The following is a 23,868-nucleotide window of genomic DNA, read 5'->3' as shown; positions in this document are numbered from 1 at the left end:
CATGCGTCTGAATTCCATTGCGCCCGCCCCGGGCAGCCGTCCCAGCGCCAAGCGCGTGGGCCGCGGCATCGGTTCCGGCCTGGGCAAGACCGCTGGTCGCGGTCACAAGGGTCAGAAGGCCCGTGCCGGCGGTTACCACAAGGTGGGCTTTGAAGGCGGCCAGATGCCCATTCAACGCCGTCTGCCGAAGGTGGGCTTCAACTCCCGCAAGTCCCTGCGTGTCGCCGAGGTCCGCCTGCATGAGCTGGCCGGCCTGGAAGGCACCATCGACCTGGCTGCGCTGATCAAGGCGAGTGTTGTGCCCGCCCAGACCCTGCGTGCCAAGGTGATCGCATCCGGCAAGCTGGAAAAGGCCGTGACCCTGAAGGGTGTTGCCGTGACCAAGGGTGCCCGTGAGGCCATCGAGGCCGCCGGCGGCAAGATCGAGGAGTAAGTAAGTGGCGAACCCGCGCGCAGGCATGGCTGGCTCGCTGGGCGGGATCGGCAAGCTGACAGAACTCCGGCAGCGTCTGGTCTTCGTGCTGCTGGCCCTGGTGGTGTACCGGATCGGGACCTTCATCCCGGTACCAGGCATCAACCCTGTGGCCATGGCGCAGTTTTTCGACCAGCACAGCGGCACCATCCTGGACATGTTCAACATGTTCTCCGGTGGTGCCCTGGAGCGGCTGAGCATCTTCGCCCTGGGCGTGATGCCCTATATCTCCGCTGCCATTATCATGCAGCTGCTCAGCGCCACGGTGCCGAGCCTGCAGCAGTTGAAGAAGGAAGGCGAGGCCGGCCGTCGCAAGATCACCCAGTACACCCGTTACGGGACTGTGGCCCTTGCGCTGTTCCAGAGTATCGGTATTGCCATCGCCCTGAACGGTCAGCAGATCGGCGGCATGAGCATGGCCATCGCGCCGGGGCCTGGTTTTATCTTCACCACGGTGGTGACCCTGGTGACGGGTACCATGTTCCTGATGTGGCTGGGTGAGCAGATCACCGAGCGGGGTATCGGCAACGGTATCTCCATCATCATCTTTGCGGGCATCGTGGCGGGCCTGCCGGCCGCCATTGGTGGCACCCTGGAACTGGCCCGCACCGGCGAGCTGTCCCCGGCCTTCGTGATGCTGCTCATCATCATGGCCCTGGCGGTGACGGCCTTCGTGGTGTTCGTGGAGCGTGGTCAGCGGCGCATTACCGTGAACTACGCCAAGCGCCAGGTCGGCCGCAAGGTGTATGGCGGGCAGAGCAGCCATCTGCCCCTGAAGCTGAACATGGCGGGTGTGATCCCCCCCATCTTCGCTTCCAGTATCATCCTGTTCCCGGCGACGCTGGGAACGTGGTTTGGCCAGGCCGAAGGGATGACCTGGCTGCGTGACATCTCGACCACGCTGGCCCCGGGTCAGCCGCTGTACGTGATGTTCTATGCGGCCGCGATCATCTTCTTCTGCTTTTTCTACACCGCGCTGGTGTTCAATTCGCGGGAGACGGCCGACAACCTGAAAAAGTCCGGGGCGTTCATCCCCGGCATCCGTCCAGGGATGCAGACGGAGCGTTACATCGATGGTGTCATGACCCGGTTGACCGCGGTGGGTGCGATCTACATCACCGCCGTGTGTCTGCTCCCCGAGTTCATGATCCTGTACTGGAATGTGCCGTTCTACTTCGGCGGCACGTCCCTGCTGATCATCGTGATTGTGGTCATGGATTTCATGGCCCAGCTTCAGGCCCACCTGATGTCCCATCAGTACGAAGGGCTCATGAAGAAGGCGAACCTGAAGGGTTATGGTAAATCGGGCATGCTGCGCTGAAGCAGCTGTCCAGACTGAGGATAGAGCAATGAAAGTACGTGCCTCTGTTAAGACGATCTGCCGCAATTGCAAGGTCATCCGGCGCAATGGTGTGGTTCGCGTGATCTGCAAGGATCCGCGCCACAAGCAGCGCCAGGGCTAAGGATTGATTCGGCAGGACTAACTGGATAAAATACCGCGCTTTTCCGCCGGTTCGTGGAGATTTACGAATGGCTCGTGTTGCAGGCGTCAACATCCCCGACAACAAGCACACCGTGATTGCGTTGACCGCGATCTACGGCATTGGCCGCACCCGTGCGCAGAAGATCTGCGAGGCGACGGGTGTGAAGCCGGACATGAAGATCCGCGACCTCACTGAAGAGGAAGTGGAAAAACTTCGTGCCGCGGTGAGCCAGTTCCCGGTGGAAGGTGACCTCCGACGCGAGGTTTCCATGAATATCAAGCGCTTGATGGACCTCGGTTGCTACCGTGGCCTCCGTCATCGCCGCGGACTGCCCCTGCGTGGGCAGCGCACCCGGACCAATGCCCGTACCCGCAAGGGTCCGCGCCGTCCGATTCGCAAGTAATACTGCTTTCTGACAGGACATTTTATATATGGCACAGGCTCCGACCCGCACCCGGAAGAAGGTCAAGAAGACCGTATCCGACGGCATTGCGCACATTTACGCCACCTTCAACAACACGATCGTGACCATCACCGATCGCCAGGGCAATACCCTGTCCTGGGCGACCTCCGGTGGTTCCGGCTTCCGTGGCTCCCGCAAGAGCACCCCGTTCGCCGCCCAGGTGGCTGCCGAGCGTGCCGGCACGGCTGCCCAGGAATACGGCCTGAAGAACCTGGAAGTCCTGGTTCGTGGCCCCGGCCCCGGCCGTGAATCCGCCGTGCGTGCGCTGAACAACGCGGGTTTCAAGATCCTGAACATCAGCGACATCACCCCGATTCCTCATAACGGCTGCCGTCCGCCCAAAAAGCGCCGCGTCTAGTCCGGAGTTCCCCAGATGGCAAGATACATTGGTCCCAAGTGCAAACTGAGCCGCCGGGAAGGCACCGACCTTTTTCTGAAAGGCCGCGGCCGGTCCCTCGACACCAAGTGCAAGCTGGACAAGGCCCCTGGCCAGCACGGCGATCGCCGCGCGCGCCTGTCCGACTACGGCCTGCAGCTGCGCGAGAAGCAGAAGTTGCGCCGCATCTACGGCGTGCTGGAGCGCCAGTTCCGCAACTACTACAAGACTGCCTCCCGCATGAAGGGCTCCACGGGTGAGAACCTGCTGCAGCTGCTGGAGCGTCGTCTGGACAACGTGGTCTACCGCATGGGCTTTGGCGCCACCCGCGCCGAGGCACGCCAGCTGGTCAGCCACAAGGCCATCCAGGTCAACGGCCAGGCGGTGAACATCGCCTCCTACCAGGTCAAGCCCTCCGACGTGGTGGCTGTCCGCGAGAAGGCCAAGAAGCAGGTGCGCATCCAGGATTCCCTGACGCTCGCCGAGCAGTTCGGCTTCCCCGAGTGGGTCGAAGTGGACACCAAGAAAATGGAAGGCGTCTTCAAGAGCATTCCGGAACGTAGCGAACTGCCAGCCGAGATCAATGAGTCTCTGGTGGTGGAGCTCTACTCCAAGTAAACGAATACGGGGTCTTCAATGCAGACCAAAGTCAACGAACTCCTCAAGCCTCGCCACATCGAGGTCACCCGTGTCAGCGATCGGCAGGCCAAGGTGGTCCTCGAGCCTCTGGAGCGCGGTTTCGGCCATACCCTGGGCAATGCCCTGCGCCGTATCCTGCTGTCCTCCATTCCGGGCGCCGCGGTGGTGGAAGCGGAGATCGAGGGTGTGCTCCACGAGTACACCTCCATCGAGGGTGTGCAGGAAGACGTGGTCGATATCCTGCTGAACCTCAAGGGCATCGCCCTGCGCATGCACAACCGTGATGAGGCCACCCTGACCCTGAAGAAGAAGGGCCCGGGCGTGGTCACCGCCGGCGACATCACCCTGGATCATGACGTGGAAATCGTCAATCCGGAGCACGTGATCGCGCACCTGACCAAGAACGGCGAGCTGTCCATGAGCCTGAAGCTGGGCCGTGGCCGCGGCTACCAGCCCGTGACCGCCCGCCGCGGCGCCGAGTCCGAGGACCGTCCCATCGGTCGCCTGATGCTGGATGCCAGCTTCAGCCCCATCCGTCGCGTGGCTTACAAAGTCGAGAGCGCCCGTGTGGAGCAGCGTACCGACATGGACCGTCTGGTCATCGAGCTGGAGACCAACGGTACCGTGGAGGCCGATGACGCCATCCGCCAGGCCGCCGGTATCCTGCAGAGCCAGCTGGCCGCGTTTGTCGAGCTGCAGGGCGACGAGAGCACCGTCACCGAGAGCAAGCAGATGGAGATCGACCCCATACTGCTGCGCCCCGTGGACGACCTCGAGCTGACCGTGCGCTCCGCCAACTGCCTGAAGGCCGAGAACATCTACTACATCGGTGACCTGATCCAGCGCACCGAGGTGGAGTTGCTCAAGACCCCGAATCTTGGCAAGAAGTCCCTGACCGAGATCAAGGACGTGCTGGCCTCCCATGGCCTTTCCATGGGCATGCGCCTTGAGAACTGGCCCCCGCCGGGTCTCAAGGATCAGGACAAGAAGGCCTCCGGCTGACGTCCCCCAAGTTTGAACGACAGGAATTACACCCATGCGCCATCGTAATAGTGGGCGGCAGCTGAGCCGCAACAGTGCTCACCGCAAGGCGACGCTCCAGAACATGACCGCCTCCCTGTTCCGTCACGAGGTGATCAAGACCACCCTGCCCAAGGCCAAGGAACTGCGCCGCGTGGCCGAACCCCTGATCACCCTGGCCAAGGTGGACAACGTGCACAAGCGCCGCGTCGCCTTCGCCCGTCTGCGTGACAAGGAAATGGTCGGCAAGCTGTTCCAGGAACTGGGTCCCCGTTACCAGACCCGTCCCGGCGGCTACATGCGCATCCTCAAGTGCGGCAACCGTCCTGGTGACAATGCCCCCATGGCCTACGTGGAGCTGGTGGATTGTCCCGAGCTCACCGAGGAAGCCCCTGCCGTGGAGTCCGCCAAGGCGGAGTGATCTTCCCGGGCGCGATAGCCAGACACAAGAAAGCCGGCCATTGAGCCGGCTTTTTTGTGCACAAGCGTCAAGCAGGCGCGCATGTCCTATGCTTTTCCTTGCCACTTGCCACTTGCCACTTGCCACTTGCCACTTGCCACTTGCCACTTGCCACTTGCCCATGTTCATCCTGTTCACCGATTTCGGCATTGCCGGGCCTTACCTTGGCCAGGTCCGCGCCGTGCTCCAGGTGGCCGCTCCCGCGCGTCCGGTCGTGGATGCCTGCGCTGATGCGCCCGTTTTCGATGCCCGGGCCTCGGCCTACCTGCTCGCCTCCCTGGTGTCCTTCTATCCCACCGACAGCATCTGGCTTGCCGTGGTGGATCCCGGGGTGGGCACCGAGCGTGACGGGCTCATCCTCCAGGCCGACGGCCGCTGGTTCGTAGGGCCCGACAACGGCCTTCTCAGCCGGGTTGCCAGCAATGCCCGGGAGGTGCGCCTGTGGCGAATCCTGTGGCGTCCTGAACGGCTCTCATCGAGCTTCCATGGCAGGGACTGGTTCGCGCCCGTGGCGGCCGAGCTGGCGCAGGGCAGGTTGCCCGAATGCATTGCCATGGACCCTGCAGGGATGCAGGGGTATGGCTGGGCGCGTGATCTTGCCGAGGTCATCTACGTGGATCACTACGGCAACCTGGTCACCGGCCTGCGGGCCGAACACCTGGACCGGGATGCGCTGCTGCTCGTGGGTTCGCTGCGCATCGCATACGCAAGGACCTTCGCTAGGGTGCCAGAGGGGACGGCCTTCTGGTACGAGAACGCCTTTGGGCTGGTTGAAATCGCGGTCAATCAGGGGCGAGCCGATCAGCGACTGGGCATTGGTGTGGGTGACGAGGTGCGGAGTGAGGCATGACCCGGGAAGGTGTTGCCTGAGTGCCTGGCAGCTTACTGCCGCGGGCAGGGGATAAAAGAACACGGGGCCCGAAGGCCCCGTGCGGGTACAGCTGCTGATCGATCAGATGATCGGATCAGTTGATCCGGCGGCGGCGGACCGCCATGGTCATGACCAGCAGGCCGATGCCCAGCAGGGCCAGTGCACCGGGCTCAGGCACGCCAACCGGGGTACCCCAGATAGCAACGTGGGAGATGGCTCCTTGAGTACCCACCCAAAAACCATTCAGGTAGATTGTTTCGATGCCGTTCCAGTCACCCTCGTCGAACTGGTAGAAGTAGTAGTTGGGATTGGCGTTGCCATCCTTGACCACCAGATAACATTCCGGACAGCTGATGGCAGCCATGCCATCAATGTATGAGATGATGGCGTTGTTCGGATCACCCGTGTAATCCGTGTGGTACGAACCTGCAAGGAGACCGGAATCGCTGCCACCGTAATCCGACTTGTAGAGCAAAGTCAGGCTGGTGGTGTCATCCAGACTGAATACGTCCGCAATACAGCCGAGCTGCTTGTCCTCTCCGGCACACTGCCCCGACGGTTGATAATACCTTCCATTCATATCACCGGGTCCGAGCACCAAGGCCTGTGCATTACCACTAAATGTAAATGCAAGCAGCAGCATCACGAGAGAGAGCGTCCAGTTACGTGTGCGCATTGTCGTACTTCCTTCGTCAATTTGCTGTTGTGAAGAGGGTTTGGTCTTCAAGCCCTCCGTTTCGGCTCAGATGTTGGTCTGACATCTGTGCCACCCTCCCTGCTGTGTCTGGTCTGGATCTGTCCGTGATTCAGGGCTGAGAGGTCAGCCGAGTCCAGTTGTCTCAACACAAAGCACTAGCCGTGCCAGATCTAAAAAGCCGATTAAAAACAATAGGATATTCGGTCTGGCTTCAGCGCTGCTCACCATAGTGGATGGTTTGTGTAAATCAGTCCGACAACGTGATGGGCTTCACATCTTTTGGCTTGCGTGGAATCTCTCTCCAGGACACATCCTGCATCTTCGGCTGTCGCCTGGCCTTCTTCTAAGTCATAGAAAAAAAAAGATTAATCAGCGTCTGGCTTTGGTTGTCGGTGACGCGAGGCCGTGACGTACGTGTTTTGCAGCGTGTAAATGAAGCCGACATTTGCAGGATGGGTCATGCAGTGGCCGCTGTGCCACGGCGGCTGTCCAGCAGGGGGCCCAGGAAGCGCCCCGTGTGCGAGCCTGGGTGTGCGGCCAGATCTTCCGGCGTGCCTACGGCGATGATCTGGCCCCCGCCGGAGCCGCCTTCGGGGCCCAGGTCGATGAGCCAGTCGGCGGTCTTGATCACGTCCAGGTTGTGCTCGATGACCACCACGGTGTTGCCGTGGTCGCGCAGGCGGTGCAGCACCTCCAACAGCTGTTCCACGTCGTGGAAGTGCAGGCCGGTGGTGGGTTCGTCCAGGATGTAGAGGGTGCGGCCGGTCTCCCGCTTGGACAGCTCCCGGGCGAGCTTGACCCGCTGGGCTTCGCCGCCGGAGAGCGTCGTGGCGTTCTGGCCCAGCTGGATGTAGGAGAGGCCCACGTCCATGAGGGTTTCGAGCTTGCGGCGGATCACCGGGACGGCATGGAAGAATTCCAGGGCGTCCTCCACGGTCAGGTCCAGCACCTCGTGGATGGTCTTGCCCTTGTAGCGGATCTCCAGGGTCTCCCGGTTGTAGCGCTTGCCCTTGCAGACGTCGCAGGGCACGTACACGTCCGGCAGGAAGTGCATCTCCACCTTGATCACCCCGTCCCCCTGGCAGGCCTCGCAGCGCCCGCCCTTGACGTTGAAGGAGAAACGTCCCGGGTTGTAGCCCCGGGAACGGGCCTCGGGGGTGGAGGAGAACAGGTCACGGATGGGGGTGAACAGGCCCGTGTAGGTGGCCGGGTTGGAGCGGGGGGTGCGGCCGATGGGGCTCTGGTCGATGTCCACCACCTTGTCGAACTGCTCCAGACCCTCCACGGCATCGCAGGGGGCGGGTTCCTCGCCGGCGCGGTTGATGTGCCGGGCCATGATCCGGTACAGGGTGTCGTTGACCAGGGTGGACTTGCCGGAGCCGGACACGCCGGTGACGCAGGTGAGCAGGCCTACGGGGAAGCTCGCATCCACGCCCTTGAGATTGTTGCCCCGGGCGCCGCGCAGGGTGAGCACCCGCTCCGGGTCGTAGGGCACGCGGGTCTCGGGCACGCGGATGGCGCGCCGCCCGGAGAGGTACTGGCCGGTGAGGGACTCCGGGTGGGTCTCCACCTCGTGGGGGCTGCCCTGGGCCACCACCCGGCCACCGTGCACGCCGGCGCCGGGACCCATGTCCACCACGTGGTCGGCGCGGCGGATGGCGTCCTCGTCGTGTTCCACCACCACCACCGTGTTGCCGAGATCCCGCAGGTAGGTCAGGGTGTTGAGCAGGCGCTCATTGTCCCGCTGGTGCAGGCCGATGGAGGGCTCGTCCAGGATGTACATGACCCCCACCAGGCCCGCGCCGATCTGGGAGGCCAGGCGGATGCGCTGGGCCTCGCCACCGGAGAGGGTGTCGGCGCTGCGGTCCAGGGTCAGGTAGTCCAGGCCCACGTTGACCAGGAAATCCAGGCGCGCGGCGATCTCGCGCACGATCTTCTCCGCCACCTGGCCCTTGGCGCCGGGCAGGCGCAGGGACTGGAACAGGGCCTGGGCCTCGCCGATGGGCAGGTGCGTGGTCCGGGGCAGGGTGTGCTCGCCCACGTACACGTGCCGGGCGGTGCGGTTCAGGCGCGTGCCCTCGCAGTCCGGGCAGGCGTGGGTGGAGAGGTACTTGGACAGCTCCTCGCGCACCGTGGCCGAGTCGGTTTCCCGGTAGCGGCGTTCCAGGTTCGGCAGGATGCCCTCGAAGGGATGGCTGCGCCGGGTGGTGTGGCCGCGCTCGTTGATGTAGCGGAACTCGATGACCTGCTCGCCGCTGCCGTGCAGGATCACCTGGCGGTGTTTTTCGTCCAGTTCGCCGAACGGGGCCTCGATGTCGAAGCCGTAGTGCTCGGCGAGCGACTGGATCATCTGGAAGTAATAGGCATTGCGCCGGTCCCAGCCGCGCACCGCGCCGCCGGCGAGGCTCAGCCCCGGGTTGGTCACCACCCGCTCCGGATCGAAGAACTGCTTCACCCCCAGCCCATCGCAGGCGGGGCAGGCCCCGGCCGGGTTGTTGAAGGAGAACATGCGCGGCTCCAGGGACTGGATAGAGTAGCCGCACACGGGGCAGGCGAAGCGGGCGGAGAAGGTCAGGGGCGCGCGCTCCGGCTCGTCCATCCAGGCCACCAGCACCAGGCCGTCGGACAGGTGGATGGCCGTCTCGATGGATTCCGCCAGGCGCACGCGCACGTCGTCGCGCACCTTGAAGCGGTCCACCACCACCTCGATGCGGTGCTTGCGCTTGGCATCCAGGGCTGGCGTCGCATCCAGTTCCACTAGTTCCCCGTCGATGCGCGCGCGGATGTAGCCCTGGGCGCGTAGGTTTTCGATCACCTGGTGGTGTTCCCCCTTGCGGTCCTGGATCACCGGTGCCAGCAGCATCAGCTTGCTGCCCTCCGGCAGGGCCAGGATCTGGTCCACCATCTGGCTCACGGTCTGGGCCTCTAGGGTCTCGCCGTGGTCCGGGCAGCGGGGCGTGCCGGCGCGGGCGAACAGGAGGCGCAGGTAGTCGTAGATCTCGGTGATGGTGCCGACGGTGGAGCGGGGGTTGTGGGAGGTGGTCTTCTGCTCGATGGAGATGGCCGGCGAGAGCCCCTCGATGTGGTCCACGTCGGGTTTTTCCATCACCGACAGAAACTGCCGCGCATAGGCGGACAGGGATTCCACGTAGCGGCGCTGACCCTCGGCGAACAGGGTGTCGAAGGCCAGTGAGGACTTGCCCGAGCCGGACACGCCGGTGATCACGATCAGCCGGTCCCGGGGCAGGTCCAGGTCCACGTTCTGCAGGTTGTGGGTGCGGGCGCCGCGGATGAGGATCTTGTCCATGGGGTGTCGGGTCTGGCAGCCGTTGGGGCGTGGGATAGGGGAGTCGCGCAAACGTGCTAGCTTAACACTGCGGGGTGGGGTGGGGCTAAGGTGAGGGGTGATGTGTTGTTTGGGATCCCAGGTTCAGGGGGATTCGGTCTGGCTCGAAGCCAAGTTGGGTTTTGGGGTTCACGCGAAGCCAAAGTCAAAGGCTTCCGATCCCCGTTGCACGGGGCTCGGAAGCCTTTGATTTTATGGCTTCAGCCGACACACAACAGACCCGCATACCCAAATCTGGACCCTCCCCAGTTCCTGAATGGTCCATCCGTCCCCCGCCCCCCCAGTCTGCTAAGATACCCGCCCTGTCCGGCGCCCCCACAGGCCCGGCATAGACCCAGAATCCAAGGACCATCCCAGACCCCATGCAATCAGGCTATTCCGATTCCCTGAGCCCCGCCGAGCTGCGCGTCTCCGGCGCGCTGGCCAGCATCTATGCTGTGCGCATGCTGGGGCTGTTCATGATTCTGCCGGTGTTTGCCCTGTATGCCGAGGGGCTGGCCCATGTGACTCCCTTCCTGGTTGGGCTGGCCATCGGCATCTACGGCCTCACCCAGGCCCTGCTGCAGATTCCCCTGGGGATGCTCTCGGACCGCATCGGGCGCAAGCCGGTGATGGTGGCCGGTCTGCTGGTGTTCGCGGCGGGCAGCGTGCTCGCGGCGGTGTCCGATTCCATCTACGGGGTGATTGCCGGGCGGGCCCTGCAGGGGGCCGGGGCCATCGCGGCGGTGGTGCTGGCCCTGGCGGCGGATCTGACCCGGGAGGAGCATCGCACCAAGGTCATGGCCATCATCGGGCTGACCATCGGCGTGTCCTTCTCCGTGGCCCTGGTGGCGGGGCCGGTACTGGACCGCTGGGTGGGGGTGGCGGGGATCTTCTGGCTCACGGCCCTGCTGGCCATCGTGGCCATCGGTATCACCCTGCTGCTGATCCCCACGCCGGTGACGGCCCGGGTGCACCGGGATGCCCAGGCGGTACCGGGCACCTTCGGCGATGTGCTGCGCGACCCCCAGCTGCTGCGCCTGGATGCGGGCATTTTCGTGCTGCACATGGTGCTCACCGCCAACTTCGTGGTGCTGCCCCTGCTGCTGCGCGACAGCCTGGGGCTGGATTCGGCCCAGCACTGGTGGGTCTACCTGCCGGTGCTGCTGGCGGGGTTCTTCGCCATGGTGCCGTTCATCATCTACGCGGAGAAACACCGGCGCATGAAGCCGGTGTTCGTGGGCGCCATCGCCGTGCTGGGCGTGGCCCAGCTGGCCCTGGCGGGCAACGGCGGCTCCATGGTCTGGCTGGTGGTGGCCCTGTTCGTGTTCTTCGCCGCCTTCAACCTGCTGGAGGCGAGCCTGCCGTCCCTGATCGCCAAGATGGCCCCCCCGGACCGCAAGGGCACCGCCATGGGGGTCTATTCCAGCACCCAGTTCCTGGGCATCTTCGTGGGCGGGGCCGTGGGCGGCCTGCTGCATGCCCGGTACGGGGTGCAGGGGGTGTTCCTGCTGGGCGCCCTGGGGACCCTGATCTGGCTGGGGCTGGCCATGAGCATGCGCCGGCCCCGGTACCTGTCCAGCTACGTGCTCAATGTGGGCACCCTGGCGGAGAAGGAGGCTGAGAGCCTGGCCATGAAACTCACCGCCGTGCGCGGGGTGGCCGAGGCGGTGGTGATCGGGGAGGAGGGCATGGCCTACCTCAAGGTGGAACGCCACGCCCTGGACGAGGCGGCCCTGCGCCGGTTTGCCGTGGCCTGAGGGCGGGGCGGCCTGATACAATCCCCCTTTGGTTTCTGGTTCACGCGGGCAGGGAGCCGGCACGACACCCAAGCACAGGAGCGAAGCGCATGGCACGAGGCGTCAACAAGGTCATTCTGGTGGGCAATCTGGGCAGTGACCCGGAGGTCAAGTACATGCCGAGCGGCGGCGCCTTGGCAAGAGTGAATCTGGCGACCACCGAGAGCTGGAAGGACAAGAACAGCGGCGAACGCCAAGAGCGTACCGAGTGGCACCGGGTGGTGTTTTTCGGCAGGCTGGCCGAGATCGCCGGCGAGTACCTGAAGAAGGGCTCGCAGGTCTATGTTGAGGGCAGCCTGCGAACCAACAAGTGGCAGGGTCAGGACGGCCAAGACCGCTATACCACCGAGATCATCGCCAGCGACATGCAGATGCTCGGCGGGCGTGGCGGCAGCGGCGGCACCGGCGGCTTCGACGATGCGCCCAGCCAGTCCCGCCAGGGCGGCAGCCGCCAGGAGGCCCCGGCGCGCTCCTCCATGCCCGACGACTTCGACGACGAGATTCCATTTTAAAAAACCTGTAATGGGTCCGCAAATGAACGCGAATGGACGCGAAAGAGAGCACTGGTCTTATTCGCGTTGATTTTGCGTGCATTTGCGGACTCACGCTTTTTGGTCATTCAGCACACATGAGCAGCAAGGTATACATCCAGACCCATGGTTGCCAGATGAACGAGTACGACTCCGGCAAGATGCTGGACGTGCTGCGTGAGTCCGAGGGCATGGTGCTGACCGATGACCCGGAGCAGGCGGATGTGCTGCTGCTCAACACCTGCTCCATCCGCGAGAAGGCCCAGGAGAAGGTGTTCTCCCTGCTGGGCCGCTGGCGCGCCCTGAAAGAGGCCCGTCCGGGGGTGGTGATCGGGGTGGGCGGCTGCGTGGCCAGCCAGGAAGGCGAGGCCCTGCGCGAACGGGCGCCCTTCGTGGACGTGGTGTTCGGCCCCCAGACCCTGCACCGGCTGCCGGAGATGGTGCGCTCGGCGCGCCTCAAGGGCCTGCCGGTGGTGGACATCTCCTTTCCGGAGATCGAGAAGTTCGACCGCCTGCCCGAGCCCCGGGCCGAGGGCCCCTCGGCCTTCGTGTCCATCATGGAAGGCTGCTCCAAGTACTGCACCTTCTGCGTGGTGCCCTACACCCGGGGCGAGGAGATCAGCCGGCCCTTCGACGACGTGCTCGCCGAGGTGGCCCAGCTGGCCGCCCAGGGGGTGCGCGAGATCAACCTGCTGGGGCAGAACGTCAACGCCTACCGGGGTCCCATGCACGACGGCGAGATCGCCGACCTGGCCCTGCTGATCCACTACGTGGCGGCCGTGGACGGCATCGAGCGCATCCGCTTCACCACCTCCCACCCGGTGGAGTTCTCCGACAGTCTGATCCGGGCCTTCGCCGAGGTGCCGGAGCTGGTGAGCCACGTGCACCTGCCGGTGCAGAGCGGCTCCGACCGCATCCTGGCCGCCATGAAGCGCGGCCACACGGCGCTGGAATACAAGTCCAAGATCCGCCGCCTGCGGGAGGCCCGACCGGACATCTCCCTGTCCTCGGACTTCATCGTCGGCTTCCCCGGCGAGACCGATGCCGATTTCGAGGCCACCATGGAACTGATCGAGCAAGTGGGCTTCGACCAGTCCTTCAGCTTCATCTACAGCCGCCGCCCCGGCACGCCCGCGTCCTCCCTGCAGGACGACGTGCCCCTGGAGGTGAAGAAGGCACGCCTGGCGCGCCTGCAGGCGCGCATCAACGAGATGGCCCAGGCCATCAGCCAGTCCATGGTGGGCAGCCTTCAGCGCATCCTGGTGGAAGGACCGTCGAAGAAGGATCCCGCCCAGATGGCCGGGCGCACCGCCAACAACCGGGTGGTCAATTTCGACGGCGCAGCGGAACTGGCGGGCCGGTTCGTGGAGGTGCGCATCACCGAGGCGCTGGCCAATTCCCTGAGGGGGCGGCTTGACGCCGAATTCAATATTCAAGATTCAATATTCAAAGTGGGTTGAAGGGGTAGATTTTCCCTTTGAATCTTGAATCTTGAATCGCCTTGCGTTCTATAATCCTTCCATAGCCCTCAATTCCCGGTAATCCTGGCCTCTTGAATCCTTCCCCCGACCCTGCCCCTGCCGATCTGCCCGTCACCCTGGAAATCGTCCTGGAGCCGGCGGACAACCTGCGGCTCGCCAACCTGTGCGGTCAGTTCGACGAGCACCTGCGTCTGTTGGAGCAGCGCCTGGGTGTGGAGATCAACAGCCGCGGCAACCACTTCAACGTGATCGGCGATCCCCGCCCCGCCCAGGCGGCGGCGGAACTGCTCAAGGACCTGTACCGGGACACCGCCCGCGAGACCCTGTCGCCCCAGCGGGTGCACCTGCACCTGCAGGAGTCCGGCGTGGACCGGCTGCTGGAGCGGACCGAGGCGCAGGCGCCGGAGGACATGGCCCTGCATCTGCGCAAGGGCATCATCCGCGGCCGGGGCGCGAACCAGATGCGCTACCTCAGGCACATCCGCAGCCACGACCTCAACTTCGGCGTCGGCCCCGCCGGCACCGGCAAGACCTACCTGGCCGTGGCCGCTGCCGTGGAGGCCCTGGAGACCGACCGGGTGCGCCGCCTGGTGCTGGTACGCCCGGCGGTGGAGGCGGGCGAGCGCCTGGGCTTCCTGCCCGGGGACCTGGCCCAGAAGATCGATCCCTACCTGCGCCCCATGTACGACGCCCTCTACGAGATGCTGGGCTTCGACACCGTGGCCAAGCTCATGGAGCGCAACGTCATCGAGGTGGCGCCGCTCGCCTACATGCGCGGGCGCACCCTCAACGATGCCTTCGTGATCCTGGACGAGGCCCAGAACACCACCACCGAGCAGATGAAGATGTTCCTCACCCGCATCGGTTTCGGCTCCACGGCGGTGGTCAACGGCGACGTCACCCAGACGGACCTGCCGCATCATCGCCAGTCCGGCCTGCGCCACGTGATCGAGGTGCTCAAGGACGTGAATGGCGTGAGCTTCACGTTCTTCACTTCCCGGGACGTGGTGCGTCATCCGCTGGTGCAGCGGATCATCGAGGCCTACGAGAAAGACGAGAAGAAGGGCGGGGACTGAGCAACGCCATGGCGCTGCACACCGAGATCCAGCTGGCCAGCGAGGCCGCGGACATCCCTGTCGAGGCGTCCCTGGAGCGCTGGGCCACTGCCGCTTGGCAGGGCGATGAGGACGAGGCCTCGGTGGTGATCCGCGTGGTGGACGAGGCCGAGAGTGCCGAACTCAACGGCACCTACCGTCACAAGCAGGGCCCGACCAACGTACTGTCCTTTCCCTTCGAGGCGCCCCCGGAGTTCGCCGAGGGCCACCTGGGCGACCTGGTGATCTGCGCCCCGGTGGTACTGCGCGAGGCCGCCGAGCAGGGCAAGACCGCCGAGGCCCACTGGGCCCACATGGTGATCCACGGCATGCTGCATCTGCAGGGCCACGACCACATCGAAGACTTTGATGCGGCCCGCATGGAGGCCCTCGAAAAAGAGATACTGTCCGGGCTCGGTTATGAAAATCCCTATGAATAAAGGATCAGAGACAAGTTACAAGAGGCAAGAGACAAGAAAAGGCCCCGGAGTCGACACAGAGCTTGTCGAAGTCACGCGGCCCCGATCTTGCCTCTTGTCTCTTGTAACTTGTATCTGACGCTTTCCTTTATGAACGACAAATCAAGAAACGCACCGCCCCTGAGGAACTGGCTGGAACGCCTGAGTCTTGCCTTCACCGGCGAGCCCCGGGACCGGGCGCAGCTCATCGACCTGCTGCGCAGCGCGCACCAGCGGGACATCCTGGACCCGGATGCCCTGGGCATGATCGAGGGCGTGCTGCAGGTGGCCGAGATGCAGGTGCGCGACATCATGGTGCCCCGGGCGCAGATGGATGTGGTGCGCGGCGACGGGCAGCTGATGGACATCCTGCCGGTGATCACCGAGTCGGCCCATTCCCGTTTTCCGGTGGTGGGCGACAGCCGCGACGAGGTGCTGGGCATCCTGCTGGCCAAGGACCTGCTGCGCTATTTCGTGGACGGCAACACCGAAGACTTCGACATGCGCGACGTGCTGCGCCCGGCGGTGTTCGTGCCCGAGAGCAAGCGTCTGAACGTGCTGCTCAAGGAGTTCCGCAACAGCCGCAACCACATGGCCATCGTGGTGGACGAGTACGGCGGCGTGGCGGGGCTGGTGACCATCGAGGACGTGCTGGAGCAGATCGTCGGCGAGATCGACGATGAGCACGACATCGAGGACTACCTCACCCACATCATGCGCCACCCCAGCGGCCGCTATACGGTCAAGGCGCTCACCCCCATCGACGAGTTCAACCAGTACTTTTCCACCGACTACAGCGAGGAGGAGTTCGACACCATCGGCGGCCTGGTAGTCAACCGCTTCGGCCACGTGCCCAAGCGCGGCGACGAACTGGTGTTCGACCGCTTCCAGGTGCGCGTCCTGCGCGCCGACAACCGCCGCGTGCACCTGCTGGAGATGCGGCTTCGGGAGGATGTGGAGCCGTCGGTGGACGGGGAGTAAAGGCCCTCGACGCAAAGTCGCGAAGACGCCAAGACGTGAAGGGAACTTCTGAAAAAGCCAAAAGCTTGTTCTCTCACGGGGGCACGGAGCCACGGGGAAGGCTTTTTGAACGTAACGCCTTTTCTCCGTGCCTCTGTGGCTCCGTGAGAGGATGGGGTTTTTTGTTTCAGCGTGGCACGTAGGATGGGTGAAGCGCAGCGCACCCATCAGACCCTGCCGGCATGGGCACGCGTTGCTTTGCCCATCCTACGGAGCTTTGTACCGGGTTTTTTATCAGCATCAATTGAGCTTTTTTGCGTTCTTGGCGTCTTCGTGTCTTTGCGTTGAGGGCTTTTATCCTGCCTTCACGCCCATCCGGTACACTACCGGCCGAATCCGAACCCGTGCCTGATCCGATGAACCCGGTCATCTCCTTCCTCGAGACCCATCCCCGTCTCGGCCACCTCCTGGCCCTCGTCGCGGGCGTGTCGCTGAGCCTGGCCTTCGCCCCCTATGAACTGCGCGTGTTCGCCGTGCTGGCGCCGGCGGCGCTGTTCCTGCTGTGGTGGGACCAGGCGCCGGGCCGGGCCGCGTGGCGGGGCTACCTGTTCGGTCTGGGGATGTTCGGCGCGGGGGTGTCCTGGATCTATTACAGCCTGCACCTGTTCGGTTCCGCCATCGCGCCCCTGGCGGCCCTGATCACCGCCCTGTTCGTGGCGGTGCTGGCCCTGTATCCGGCGCTGCTCGGCTACCTGCTGGCCCGCTTCGCCCCGCGCCTGCCGGTTGCGGCCCTGGTGCTGTGTTTCCCGGCCGCCTGGGTGCTGTGGGAATGGTGGCGGGGCTGGTTCCTCACCGGCTTCCCCTGGCTGCTGCTGGGCACCGCCCAGGTGGATACGGCCCTGGCCGGCTACGTGCCGGTGGTGGGTGCCTACGGCGCGAGCTTGGTGGCCGCACTCATGGCCGGGCTGCTGGCCTGGGCCCTGGTGCGCTGGACACCCCGGGTCCTGGGCGTGGGCGCAGCCGCCGTGCTGTGCCTGTGGCTCGCGGGCCTGGGGCTTGCCCGGGTGGACTGGACCCGGCCCGAGGGGGGGCTGCTAGCCGTGCATCTCATCCAGGGCAACGTGGCCCAGGAGGAGAAGTGGGGTCCGGATAGCATCGATGAGGCCCTGGCGCTCTACGGCGGGCTCACTCGAAAGGTCCTGGACGAGGCCGAAGCCGTGGACATCGTGCTGTGGCCCGAGACGGCCATCCCCGCCTTCTATCACGAGGTCCACGAGCCGATGATGGAACTGGCCGATGCGGTGGAGGCCCGGGGCGGGGCGCTGATCACCGGCATCTTCGTCTACGACTTCGAGACCGGCGCCATGTACAACAGCATCGTGCATGCCACCGCGGAACCCGCCGCCTACCACAAGCGCCACCTGGTGCCGTTCGGCGAGTACCTGCCCCTGAGGGGCCTGCTCATGTGGCTGAATGACTGGCTGGAGATCCCCATGTCGGATCTCTCCAAGGGCAGCTGGCGTCCGCTCATGTACGTGGGCGATCTGCCCGTGGGCATGTCCGTGTGCTACGAGGATGCCTTCGGCGGGCAGGTGATCGATGCCCTGCCCGAGGCGAAGTTGCTGATCAACGTGAGCAACGATGCCTGGTTCGGCGATTCCATCGCCCCCCACCAGCACCTGGAGATCGCGCGCATGCGTTCGCTCGAGACCGGGCGCGACATGCTGCGCGCCACCAACACCGGCGTGTCCGCCGTGATCGGTCACCGCGGCGAGCTGATCGCCACCTCGCCCCAGTTCGAGGTGGACGTGCTCACGGCCCACGCCCAGCCGCGCACCGGGCGCACGCCCTTTGCCCTGTGGGGCAACAGCGTGGCGGTGTGGCTCAGCCTGGTCCTGCTGGCCGTGGGCTTGCTGGGACGCCGCTGGCTGCGGGCCTGACCGGCCTTGTGGCCGGGGGTTGTCAGGGCGCGCCGGCAGCTCAGGCGGACAGTCGCCGCGGATCGGCATCCTCCGCAGGCCTGGGCTCGATGCCGAGTCTCTGGCAATGCTCCAGGTAGCGCTTTCGCAACTCCGCTTCCCCCGGCAGGTCGCCGGGTTCCTGCCGGTAACTCTGGGTGCCGTCGAGCACCTGGCCCTGCCAGCGCTGCTCGATGGCGCGGCGTTCCGGGCTGCCCCGGAACTCGCCAATGAAACGGTTCAGCGCCGCCAGCAGGTGATAGCCGGAGGGCTCTGCCGACACCCCCGCGGCGTAGTACCAGGGGGTGGCGCTGATGGGGGCAGGCAGCAGTTCGATCTGTCCGCGCCAGGGGCTGTCCTCACCGTAACAGGCCCACCAGTAGATGGGCCGGTCCACCGCGAAGGCGTCCACCAGACCATCCGCCAGGCAGTCGTGGATGCGCCCCTGGTCGGAGTAGGCCACCAGGTTGGCCAGCCGCACCCGGCCTCCTGGCTGGTCCTGGTTGGCCGGCCAGCGCAGGCCCGCGCCGGCCAGGGTGTCGAAGGCGGCCGGGTCGTTGATGCAGCCCAGCACCCGTCCCTCCAGGTCGGCGATGCCGCTGATGCGGGTATCCCCCTTGCGCCGGGCCAGGGCATAGGGCAGGTAGGTATAGGATTCCGAGAAGGCCACGTCACGGTAGCTGGCATTGGGGGGCAGGGCGCTCCACACCAGATCCGCCTCCGGTTCTCCCGGGGCACGGCCAGCGGCCAGCAGTTCGGTGCACTGGTCCCAGGGGCACTCCAGGAACTGGCACTCCACGCCGAGCCAGCGGGCGAAGGCCCGGGCGTAGTCCGCATCCAGGCCCTGCAGGGGGTCGCCGGGACGGCGCCTGAAGGACAGGCCCTTGAAGTCTGGCTCGATGGCCACCCGGAGCACGCCGCGCCGGCGGATCTCGGCCAGGCGGTCGAAGTCCGGTGCGCGCAGCAGATCCCGGTCCTGCAGCAGGCGGGTGAGGGCCGGCTCGCCGCCCTGTTCCAGCGCGGTCGTGCCCTCGGCGAGCAGCGACCGGCTCCAGCGGGTCTTGCCCGCGACCCGCTCCACCGCCGACTGGCTCTGGCCCAGCACCTCGAAGATCACCTTGTTGTTGTCCCGCACCGATTGCAGGTGCGCGTGCATGTGCTGGAAATTGCCCAGTTGCCGGCGGGTAGATGCCGAGGTGCTGTCGGCCAGCGCGCCCAGGGTGTCTCCCGTGTCCTGCTGGAAGCGTTCGAGGGCCTCGTGCAGGTCGCTGAATTCCAGCTGTTCCTTGATGCGTTGGGCATGGCTGCGGGTCGATCCCGCCAGCTCCCGGATGCGCTCCGCCACCACGCCGAAGGTGGCCCCGTAACGCTCCGCGTGGGCGGCCTCGATGGCCGCGTTGATGGCCAGCAGGTTGAGCTCGTTGGCGATGCCCTCGATGAGGGAGACGATCTGCGTGGTTTCGGCCAGCCGGCGGGTGAGTTCCCCGTCGATGCGGGCGAGTCCCTCACCAATGTGGCGCTGGGTGTCCTGCACGCCGGTGGCGATCTCGCCCTCCAGGGCCTCCGCCGAGCCCAGGCTTTGCTGCATCTGGGATTCCGCCGCATCCAGGGCGATCTTCAGCGTGCTGGAGCGCTGGTCCATCTCGTCCATGCGCTGGGCCAGGCTGGCACTGCCCTGTTCCGCGTGTTCCAGCAGGCGTCGGGCCAGGGCCATGAGTTGCACGGCGGATGGCACGGGCAGGGGTTCGGGTCTGACCGAAGCGCTGTCGACGGGGACCGGGTCGGCGGGCGGTGCCTTGTTGCTGACGGTGTCGGGGTTGAAGGCGCCAAGCAGGGTCAATGGGCGTAGGAGTTGGAGCATGGGGCATCCCTGTTGTGGTTGTGTGTCTCACCGATACCCACAGCAAGATGCGGGCTGGATGAGCGGCGCGTTTTTCGGGGCAGACGGCGCATTGCCGGGCCGCCGTGCACGAAACCGGGCGGCAATGCCCCATCCCTGCACGGCCCTGGTGCAGGGACCCCGTCTATCCCCAATGGGTAGTGCGACCCTCTCCCATGTGGTTTTGCGGCGGGCGCTGCTCCTCCGGTAGTCTCATCGGTTTGATCAAGTTTTTTGCCTGAGGAGCGTCATGCGACCCGCGCTGTTGCTGCAAGTGCTGGACCGGGAGTTTCAGAGCACCCGTTCGGGGCATCACACCCCCGTGATGCTCTGGGGCCCGCCGGGGGTGGGCAAGTCCCAGATGATCACCCAGGTGGCGAACCGCCACGGCGTGCCGCTGATCGACATCCGCCTCTCCCAGATGGAGCCTTCGGACCTGCGCGGCATCCCCTTCAAGCACGGCGACCGGGTGGAATGGGCCATCCCTTCCATGCTGCCCGATGCCGAGCGGCACGGCCCCGAGGGCATCCTGTTCCTGGACGAGATCACCTCGGCGCCTCCCAGTGTCTCGGCCGCCGCCTACCAGCTGATCCTCGACCGGCGCCTGGGCAACTACCAGGTGCCCGAGGGCTGGGCCATCTTCGCCGCCGGCAACCGCCAGGGCGACCGGGGCGTGACCTACACCATGCCCGCGCCGCTCGCCAACCGATTCTCCCACTTCGAGGTGGACCTGAACGTGGACGACTGGGCCGCCTGGGCCTACGGCGCCGGCATCGACGACCGCATCATCGCCTTCATCCGTTTCCGCCCGGACCTGCTGTTCGATTTCGACCCGGCCCATAACCCCGTGGCCTTCCCCTCGCCCCGTTCCTGGGAGTTCGCCCACCGGGCCCTGCAGAAGTTCGAGGGCCAGCCGGAGCTGCTCTCCGGCGCCCTGCAGGCCTGTGTCGGCCAGGCCGCCGGCATCGAACTGGCCGCCTTCCTCGCCCACCTGGAGGATCTGCCGGATCTGGACGCCATCATCGGCGGCGAGCGCCTGCCGGCGCCCCGGGAGATCGACCTGCAGTACGCCGTGGCCGCCGCCCTGGTGGGGCGCGCCATCCGTGCCCGGGAGGCGCAGGAGGCGCCGGTGGTCTGGGGAAACATCCTCAACTACGCCGGCGTGTTCCCGCAGCGGGAGATGGGCGTAATGATGATCATGGACATGCACCGGGCCCTGGGCGAGCCGCTGTTCGCGGTGCCGGAGTTCGGTCGCTGGGCCACCGAGGTGGCGGACCTGATGCTTTACGAGAACTGATCGGGCAGGTTCCGTGAGCAAACCCGATGTGGTGACGAAGCTGGGCGCGGCACGCACGCGCCTGATCCTGGACAAGCCGTTTCTCGGCGCCCTGGTCCTGCGCCTGCCGCTTGAGCCCGCCGGCGACTGGTGCAGGACCACCGCCACGGACGCGCGCAAGCTCTATTACAACGCCGAGTACATCGACAAGCTCAACCTGGCCGAGGTGCAGTACATGCTGGCCCACGAGGCCCTGCACTGCGCCCTGGGGCACTTCGCCCGTCGCGGTCACCGGGTCAAGCACCTCTGGGACATCGCCTGCGACTACGCCATCAATCCCATCCTCATCAACGACGGCCTCACGCCGCCGCCGGGCATGCTGTATGAGCGCAGCTACGAGGGCATGTCCGCCGAGGAGATCTACCCCTTCATCCAGGACAACGAAAACGACTCGACCCTGGACCAGCACGTCTACGATCGGCCCGAGGAGCAGCGCAGCGGCAAGGGCAAGCAGCCGCCGCCGGAGTCCGGGGAGGGCAGGGGCAAGCGCCGCGACGAGCACCCGCAGCAGGATCCCGGCGAGGGGCAGAACGAAGCCGAGCGTCCCGAACGGGAGACCGACGAGCACCATGGCGGTGACCATCCGCCCCCGCCCCTCGGCCACCAGGAGCGGGAGGAACTGGCGGTGCAGTGGCGCCAGCGTCTGGCCGGCGCCGCCCAGCAGGCCATGCAGGCGGGCAAGCTCAGCAGCGACATGGCGCGACTGGTGGATCACCTGCTGCAACCCCAGCTGCCCTGGCGCATGCTGCTGGCCCGCTACATGAGCGCCCAGGCCCGGGACGACTACAGCTACAGCCGCCCCTCGTCCAGGCGCGGCGAGCCCGCCATCCTGCCGAACCTCAGGAGTCACAACCTGGACGTGGTGGTGCTGCTCGACACCAGCGGTTCCGTGTCTGCGAAGGAGATGACCGACTTCATCACCGAGGTGGACGCCATCAAGGGCCAGATCCGCGCCCGGGTCACCCTGCACGCCTGCGACCACCAGATGAATGCCGATGGTCCCTGGGTGTTCGAGCCCTGGGAGGCCCTGCGCCTGCCCGAGTCCTTCCAGGGCGGCGGCGGCACCGACTTCCGGCCCGTATTCGACTGGATCGCGAGCCTCGACCGCCAGCCGGACCTGCTGGTCTACTTCACCGACGCCCAGGGGGATTTCCCCCCGCTGCCGCCCCACTATCCCGTGGTGTGGCTGGTGAAGGGCAAGACGCCGGTGCCCTGGGGGCAGCGCGTTCAGTTGAACTGAACGCGAGTGGCTAGTTTCAAGTGGCTAGTGGCAAGGTACAACCATATCAAACCTCACCACGATTTAAGGCAGGGTGTTATGTCTGGTGTTGCTCCCTCTCCCTCAGGGAGAGGGCTGGGGTGAGGGTGGTTTAACTTGCCACTTGCCACTTGAGACTTGCCACTTCATTACAACCACTGGTTGAACCATGAACCTGAGCCCAGAAGACAGCCTGCGATTAAACGTCCTCCTCAAGCAGGAGCTCCAGGCCCTGCGCATCGACGAGGGCAAGCTGCTGGTGGTGGGGCTCACGCCCCGGGGCGAGGCCAAGGTGCAGCTGCATCCCAACTGCCCGGAGGAGAAATACCTGCGCCAGGTGCGCGAGATGATCTCCAACCAGGTGCTGGGTTCCCCCCACGGCTACCCCCGCTTCATGCACCGCTGGACCCGCACGGGCCACGCCCGCACCGAGAGCCTCACCAAGTTGCTGCGTCTGGGCGAGCCGGAGGCGGTCGCGGCGGTGGTGCATGCCGAAGGCCTCACCGAGGAGATCGCCCGACACGCCTGGTGGGTGGACCAGTCCCCGGACCATGCACGGGCCATGCTGCGCCGGGCACAGGTGGCGGCAAGCGACATGGGCCGGGTGCTGGCGGAATTCCTGGTGGAGTTCATGCCCTACGAGGAGGACAGCCAGAAGGTGGCGGAATCCGTGCGCTTGGTGCTGCAGCCCGGACTGGTGAGCGAGCAGGTGCAGGCCTCCCTCTGGTCCCGGGGCCAGCGCAAGCCCGCCTTTCGGGTGGGTTTCCTGAAGACCCTGCCCGATGCACTGCCCTCGCAGCAGCCGCCCCATCCGCGCCTGGCCGAGCTGGAACCATTGCTCGCGGCCCTGGCCGAGAGTGGCAATGCCCACGCCCGGCTGCTGATGCGGCTGTTGAGTCCCCAGGGCCAGGCCTGGCTGGAGACGGTGGAAGGGGTGTTGGGTCGCAGTGCGGATCAGGGTGTGGTGATCCAGTTGTTCGAGGCCATCGAGGCCTACTTCGCCCCCATCAAGCCCGCCGAGGCCCGCTACCGGGACATGGCATCCCTGCTGGCGGCCTGCACCGCACCGGACACGGGGCCGGCGGATGCGCGGCTTTGCGGCGAGCTGGCCGCGCTCAGGTCAGCCCTGCCGGAACAGGATCATCCCTTGCTGGAAAGCCTGCGGGTCCTGGCCTGCGTGGGCGAGCAGCTCATTGCCCCCATCTTCGGCCTGTCGGACTCGGTCGGTATCGCCCTGCGCCAGAGCATCGAGCCGGTGACCGGGCCGCTCATGCCGCATCTGCATCGCCTGCGGGGTAGATGAACTCG

The 23,868-nt window shown here is 65.5% G+C and carries 22 protein-coding genes; 19 read left to right on the top strand and 3 right to left on the bottom strand.

The genetic code is table 11. The features are described 5' to 3' along the window. Window position 1 precedes the first annotated feature (1 nt). The 9 genes from rplO (at window position 2) to D580_RS0107005 (ending at window position 5,764) form a co-directional block, all read left to right on the top strand. Window positions 2-433, top strand: coding sequence for a 50S ribosomal protein L15 (gene rplO, locus D580_RS0107040; RefSeq protein WP_018953715.1), 432 nt, complete (start codon window positions 2-4; stop codon window positions 431-433). A 25-nt stretch (window positions 434-458) separates the two neighbouring features. Beyond that, window positions 459-1,793, top strand: a complete 1,335-nt coding sequence (gene secY / locus D580_RS0107035) for a preprotein translocase subunit SecY (protein ID WP_018953714.1) — start codon at window positions 459-461, stop codon at window positions 1,791-1,793. Window positions 1,794-1,821: 28 nt separating this feature from the next. Then, the gene (gene rpmJ / locus D580_RS16130; RefSeq protein ID WP_012638859.1) at window positions 1,822-1,935 is read left to right on the top strand and encodes a 50S ribosomal protein L36; all 114 of its coding nucleotides are present in this window, start codon (window positions 1,822-1,824) and stop codon (window positions 1,933-1,935) included. Window positions 1,936-2,002: 67 nt separating this feature from the next. Continuing rightward, window positions 2,003-2,359, top strand: coding sequence for a 30S ribosomal protein S13 (rpsM, locus tag D580_RS0107030; protein ID WP_018953713.1), 357 nt, complete (start codon window positions 2,003-2,005; stop codon window positions 2,357-2,359). Window positions 2,360-2,387: 28 nt separating this feature from the next. Next, window positions 2,388-2,777 (top strand): 30S ribosomal protein S11, encoded by a 390-nt coding sequence (gene rpsK / locus D580_RS0107025; RefSeq protein WP_012638857.1) that lies wholly within the window; start codon window positions 2,388-2,390, stop codon window positions 2,775-2,777. A gap of 15 nt (window positions 2,778-2,792) precedes the next feature. Beyond that, a complete protein-coding gene (gene rpsD / locus D580_RS0107020; RefSeq protein ID WP_018953712.1) occupies window positions 2,793-3,413 on the top strand; it encodes a 30S ribosomal protein S4 in 621 nt (206 codons plus the stop codon). An 18-nt stretch (window positions 3,414-3,431) separates the two neighbouring features. Next, window positions 3,432-4,436: a DNA-directed RNA polymerase subunit alpha gene (locus D580_RS0107015; protein WP_018953711.1), complete on the top strand. Its 1,005-nt coding sequence runs from the start codon at window positions 3,432-3,434 to the stop codon at window positions 4,434-4,436. Between the two features lie 34 nt (window positions 4,437-4,470). Next, window positions 4,471-4,875: a 50S ribosomal protein L17 gene (rplQ, locus tag D580_RS0107010; protein WP_026289784.1), complete on the top strand. Its 405-nt coding sequence runs from the start codon at window positions 4,471-4,473 to the stop codon at window positions 4,873-4,875. A 160-nt stretch (window positions 4,876-5,035) separates the two neighbouring features. Further along, complete coding sequence (locus tag D580_RS0107005; RefSeq protein WP_018953709.1) at window positions 5,036-5,764, top strand: SAM hydrolase/SAM-dependent halogenase family protein; 729 nt, start codon at window positions 5,036-5,038, stop codon at window positions 5,762-5,764. Window positions 5,765-5,879: 115 nt separating this feature from the next. On the opposite strand, the gene D580_RS0107000 is transcribed toward D580_RS0107005, so the two are convergent. Both D580_RS0107000 and uvrA read right to left on the bottom strand, forming a co-directional pair. Beyond that, entirely contained in the window at window positions 5,880-6,512 is a 633-nt protein-coding gene (locus D580_RS0107000) for a PEP-CTERM sorting domain-containing protein (protein ID WP_231363517.1), read from the bottom strand. Window positions 6,513-6,939: 427 nt separating this feature from the next. Next, on the bottom strand, window positions 6,940-9,789 hold the full coding sequence (uvrA, locus tag D580_RS0106995) for an excinuclease ABC subunit UvrA (RefSeq protein WP_018953707.1): 2,850 nt from the start codon (window positions 9,787-9,789) through the stop codon (window positions 6,940-6,942). Between the two features lie 401 nt (window positions 9,790-10,190). Here uvrA and D580_RS0106990 point away from each other — a divergent pair, with 401 nt between their 5' ends. The 7 genes from D580_RS0106990 to lnt all read left to right on the top strand — a co-directional run bounded on the left by D580_RS0106990 (window position 10,191) and on the right by lnt (window position 18,069). Beyond that, on the top strand, window positions 10,191-11,567 hold the full coding sequence (locus tag D580_RS0106990) for an MFS transporter (RefSeq protein WP_018953706.1): 1,377 nt from the start codon (window positions 10,191-10,193) through the stop codon (window positions 11,565-11,567). Between the two features lie 89 nt (window positions 11,568-11,656). Further along, window positions 11,657-12,118 (top strand): single-stranded DNA-binding protein, encoded by a 462-nt coding sequence (gene ssb, locus D580_RS0106985; RefSeq protein ID WP_018953705.1) that lies wholly within the window; start codon window positions 11,657-11,659, stop codon window positions 12,116-12,118. 116 nt (window positions 12,119-12,234) lie between these two features. Next, entirely contained in the window at window positions 12,235-13,596 is a 1,362-nt protein-coding gene (gene miaB, locus D580_RS0106980; protein WP_018953704.1) for a tRNA (N6-isopentenyl adenosine(37)-C2)-methylthiotransferase MiaB, read from the top strand. Window positions 13,597-13,688: 92 nt separating this feature from the next. Next, window positions 13,689-14,693, top strand: coding sequence for a PhoH family protein (locus D580_RS0106975; protein ID WP_018953703.1), 1,005 nt, complete (start codon window positions 13,689-13,691; stop codon window positions 14,691-14,693). Between the two features lie 8 nt (window positions 14,694-14,701). Further along, complete coding sequence (ybeY, locus tag D580_RS0106970; RefSeq protein ID WP_018953702.1) at window positions 14,702-15,151, top strand: rRNA maturation RNase YbeY; 450 nt, start codon at window positions 14,702-14,704, stop codon at window positions 15,149-15,151. Between the two features lie 129 nt (window positions 15,152-15,280). Beyond that, the gene (locus D580_RS0106965; RefSeq protein ID WP_018953701.1) at window positions 15,281-16,150 is read left to right on the top strand and encodes an HlyC/CorC family transporter; all 870 of its coding nucleotides are present in this window, start codon (window positions 15,281-15,283) and stop codon (window positions 16,148-16,150) included. Between the two features lie 383 nt (window positions 16,151-16,533). After that, a complete protein-coding gene (lnt, locus tag D580_RS0106960; protein WP_231363516.1) occupies window positions 16,534-18,069 on the top strand; it encodes an apolipoprotein N-acyltransferase in 1,536 nt (511 codons plus the stop codon). Window positions 18,070-18,109: 40 nt separating this feature from the next. Here lnt and D580_RS0106955 read toward each other — a convergent pair whose 3' ends face one another. Next, the gene (locus tag D580_RS0106955) at window positions 18,110-19,948 is read right to left on the bottom strand and encodes a methyl-accepting chemotaxis protein (RefSeq protein WP_026289781.1); all 1,839 of its coding nucleotides are present in this window, start codon (window positions 19,946-19,948) and stop codon (window positions 18,110-18,112) included. A gap of 268 nt (window positions 19,949-20,216) precedes the next feature. On the opposite strand from D580_RS0106955, the gene D580_RS0106950 reads away from it, so the two are divergent. The 3 genes from D580_RS0106950 to D580_RS0106940 all read left to right on the top strand — a co-directional run bounded on the left by D580_RS0106950 (window position 20,217) and on the right by D580_RS0106940 (window position 23,863). Further along, window positions 20,217-21,263, top strand: a complete 1,047-nt coding sequence (locus D580_RS0106950) for an AAA family ATPase (protein WP_018953698.1) — start codon at window positions 20,217-20,219, stop codon at window positions 21,261-21,263. A 13-nt stretch (window positions 21,264-21,276) separates the two neighbouring features. Beyond that, on the top strand, window positions 21,277-22,542 hold the full coding sequence (locus D580_RS0106945; protein WP_018953697.1) for a DUF2201 family putative metallopeptidase: 1,266 nt from the start codon (window positions 21,277-21,279) through the stop codon (window positions 22,540-22,542). A gap of 187 nt (window positions 22,543-22,729) precedes the next feature. After that, window positions 22,730-23,863 carry a hypothetical protein gene (locus tag D580_RS0106940; RefSeq protein ID WP_018953696.1) on the top strand — a complete coding sequence of 378 codons (1,134 nt, stop codon included), beginning with the start codon at window positions 22,730-22,732 and terminating at the stop codon, window positions 23,861-23,863. Window positions 23,864-23,868 lie beyond the last annotated feature (5 nt).

This window comes from Thioalkalivibrio sulfidiphilus, from assembly GCF_000377945.1.
Classification (GTDB): domain Bacteria; phylum Pseudomonadota; class Gammaproteobacteria; order Ectothiorhodospirales; family Ectothiorhodospiraceae; genus Thioalkalivibrio_A; species Thioalkalivibrio_A sulfidiphilus_A.
Note: the sequence above shows the minus strand (reverse complement) of the source record. Positions and strands in the feature narration are given on the sequence as shown.

Excerpts from the sequence above, each read along its gene's own strand:
- rplO (WP_018953715.1), top strand. The coding sequence starts at position 2 with ATGCGTCTGAATTCCATTGCGCCCGCCCCGGGCAGCCGTCCCAGCGCC.
- secY (WP_018953714.1), top strand. The coding sequence starts at position 459 with ATGGCTGGCTCGCTGGGCGGGATCGGCAAGCTGACAGAACTCCGGCAG.
- rpmJ (WP_012638859.1), top strand. The coding sequence starts at position 1,822 with ATGAAAGTACGTGCCTCTGTTAAGACGATCTGCCGCAATTGCAAGGTC.
- rpsM (WP_018953713.1), top strand. The coding sequence starts at position 2,003 with ATGGCTCGTGTTGCAGGCGTCAACATCCCCGACAACAAGCACACCGTG.
- rpsK (WP_012638857.1), top strand. The coding sequence starts at position 2,388 with ATGGCACAGGCTCCGACCCGCACCCGGAAGAAGGTCAAGAAGACCGTA.
- rpsD (WP_018953712.1), top strand. The coding sequence starts at position 2,793 with ATGGCAAGATACATTGGTCCCAAGTGCAAACTGAGCCGCCGGGAAGGC.
- D580_RS0107015 (WP_018953711.1), top strand. The coding sequence starts at position 3,432 with ATGCAGACCAAAGTCAACGAACTCCTCAAGCCTCGCCACATCGAGGTC.
- rplQ (WP_026289784.1), top strand. The coding sequence starts at position 4,471 with ATGCGCCATCGTAATAGTGGGCGGCAGCTGAGCCGCAACAGTGCTCAC.
- D580_RS0107005 (WP_018953709.1), top strand. The coding sequence starts at position 5,036 with ATGTTCATCCTGTTCACCGATTTCGGCATTGCCGGGCCTTACCTTGGC.
- uvrA (WP_018953707.1), bottom strand. The coding sequence starts at position 9,789 with ATGGACAAGATCCTCATCCGCGGCGCCCGCACCCACAACCTGCAGAAC.
- D580_RS0106990 (WP_018953706.1), top strand. The coding sequence starts at position 10,191 with ATGCAATCAGGCTATTCCGATTCCCTGAGCCCCGCCGAGCTGCGCGTC.
- ssb (WP_018953705.1), top strand. The coding sequence starts at position 11,657 with ATGGCACGAGGCGTCAACAAGGTCATTCTGGTGGGCAATCTGGGCAGT.
- miaB (WP_018953704.1), top strand. The coding sequence starts at position 12,235 with ATGAGCAGCAAGGTATACATCCAGACCCATGGTTGCCAGATGAACGAG.
- ybeY (WP_018953702.1), top strand. The coding sequence starts at position 14,702 with ATGGCGCTGCACACCGAGATCCAGCTGGCCAGCGAGGCCGCGGACATC.
- D580_RS0106965 (WP_018953701.1), top strand. The coding sequence starts at position 15,281 with ATGAACGACAAATCAAGAAACGCACCGCCCCTGAGGAACTGGCTGGAA.
- D580_RS0106955 (WP_026289781.1), bottom strand. The coding sequence starts at position 19,948 with ATGCTCCAACTCCTACGCCCATTGACCCTGCTTGGCGCCTTCAACCCC.
- D580_RS0106950 (WP_018953698.1), top strand. The coding sequence starts at position 20,217 with ATGCGACCCGCGCTGTTGCTGCAAGTGCTGGACCGGGAGTTTCAGAGC.
- D580_RS0106940 (WP_018953696.1), top strand. The coding sequence starts at position 22,730 with ATGAACCTGAGCCCAGAAGACAGCCTGCGATTAAACGTCCTCCTCAAG.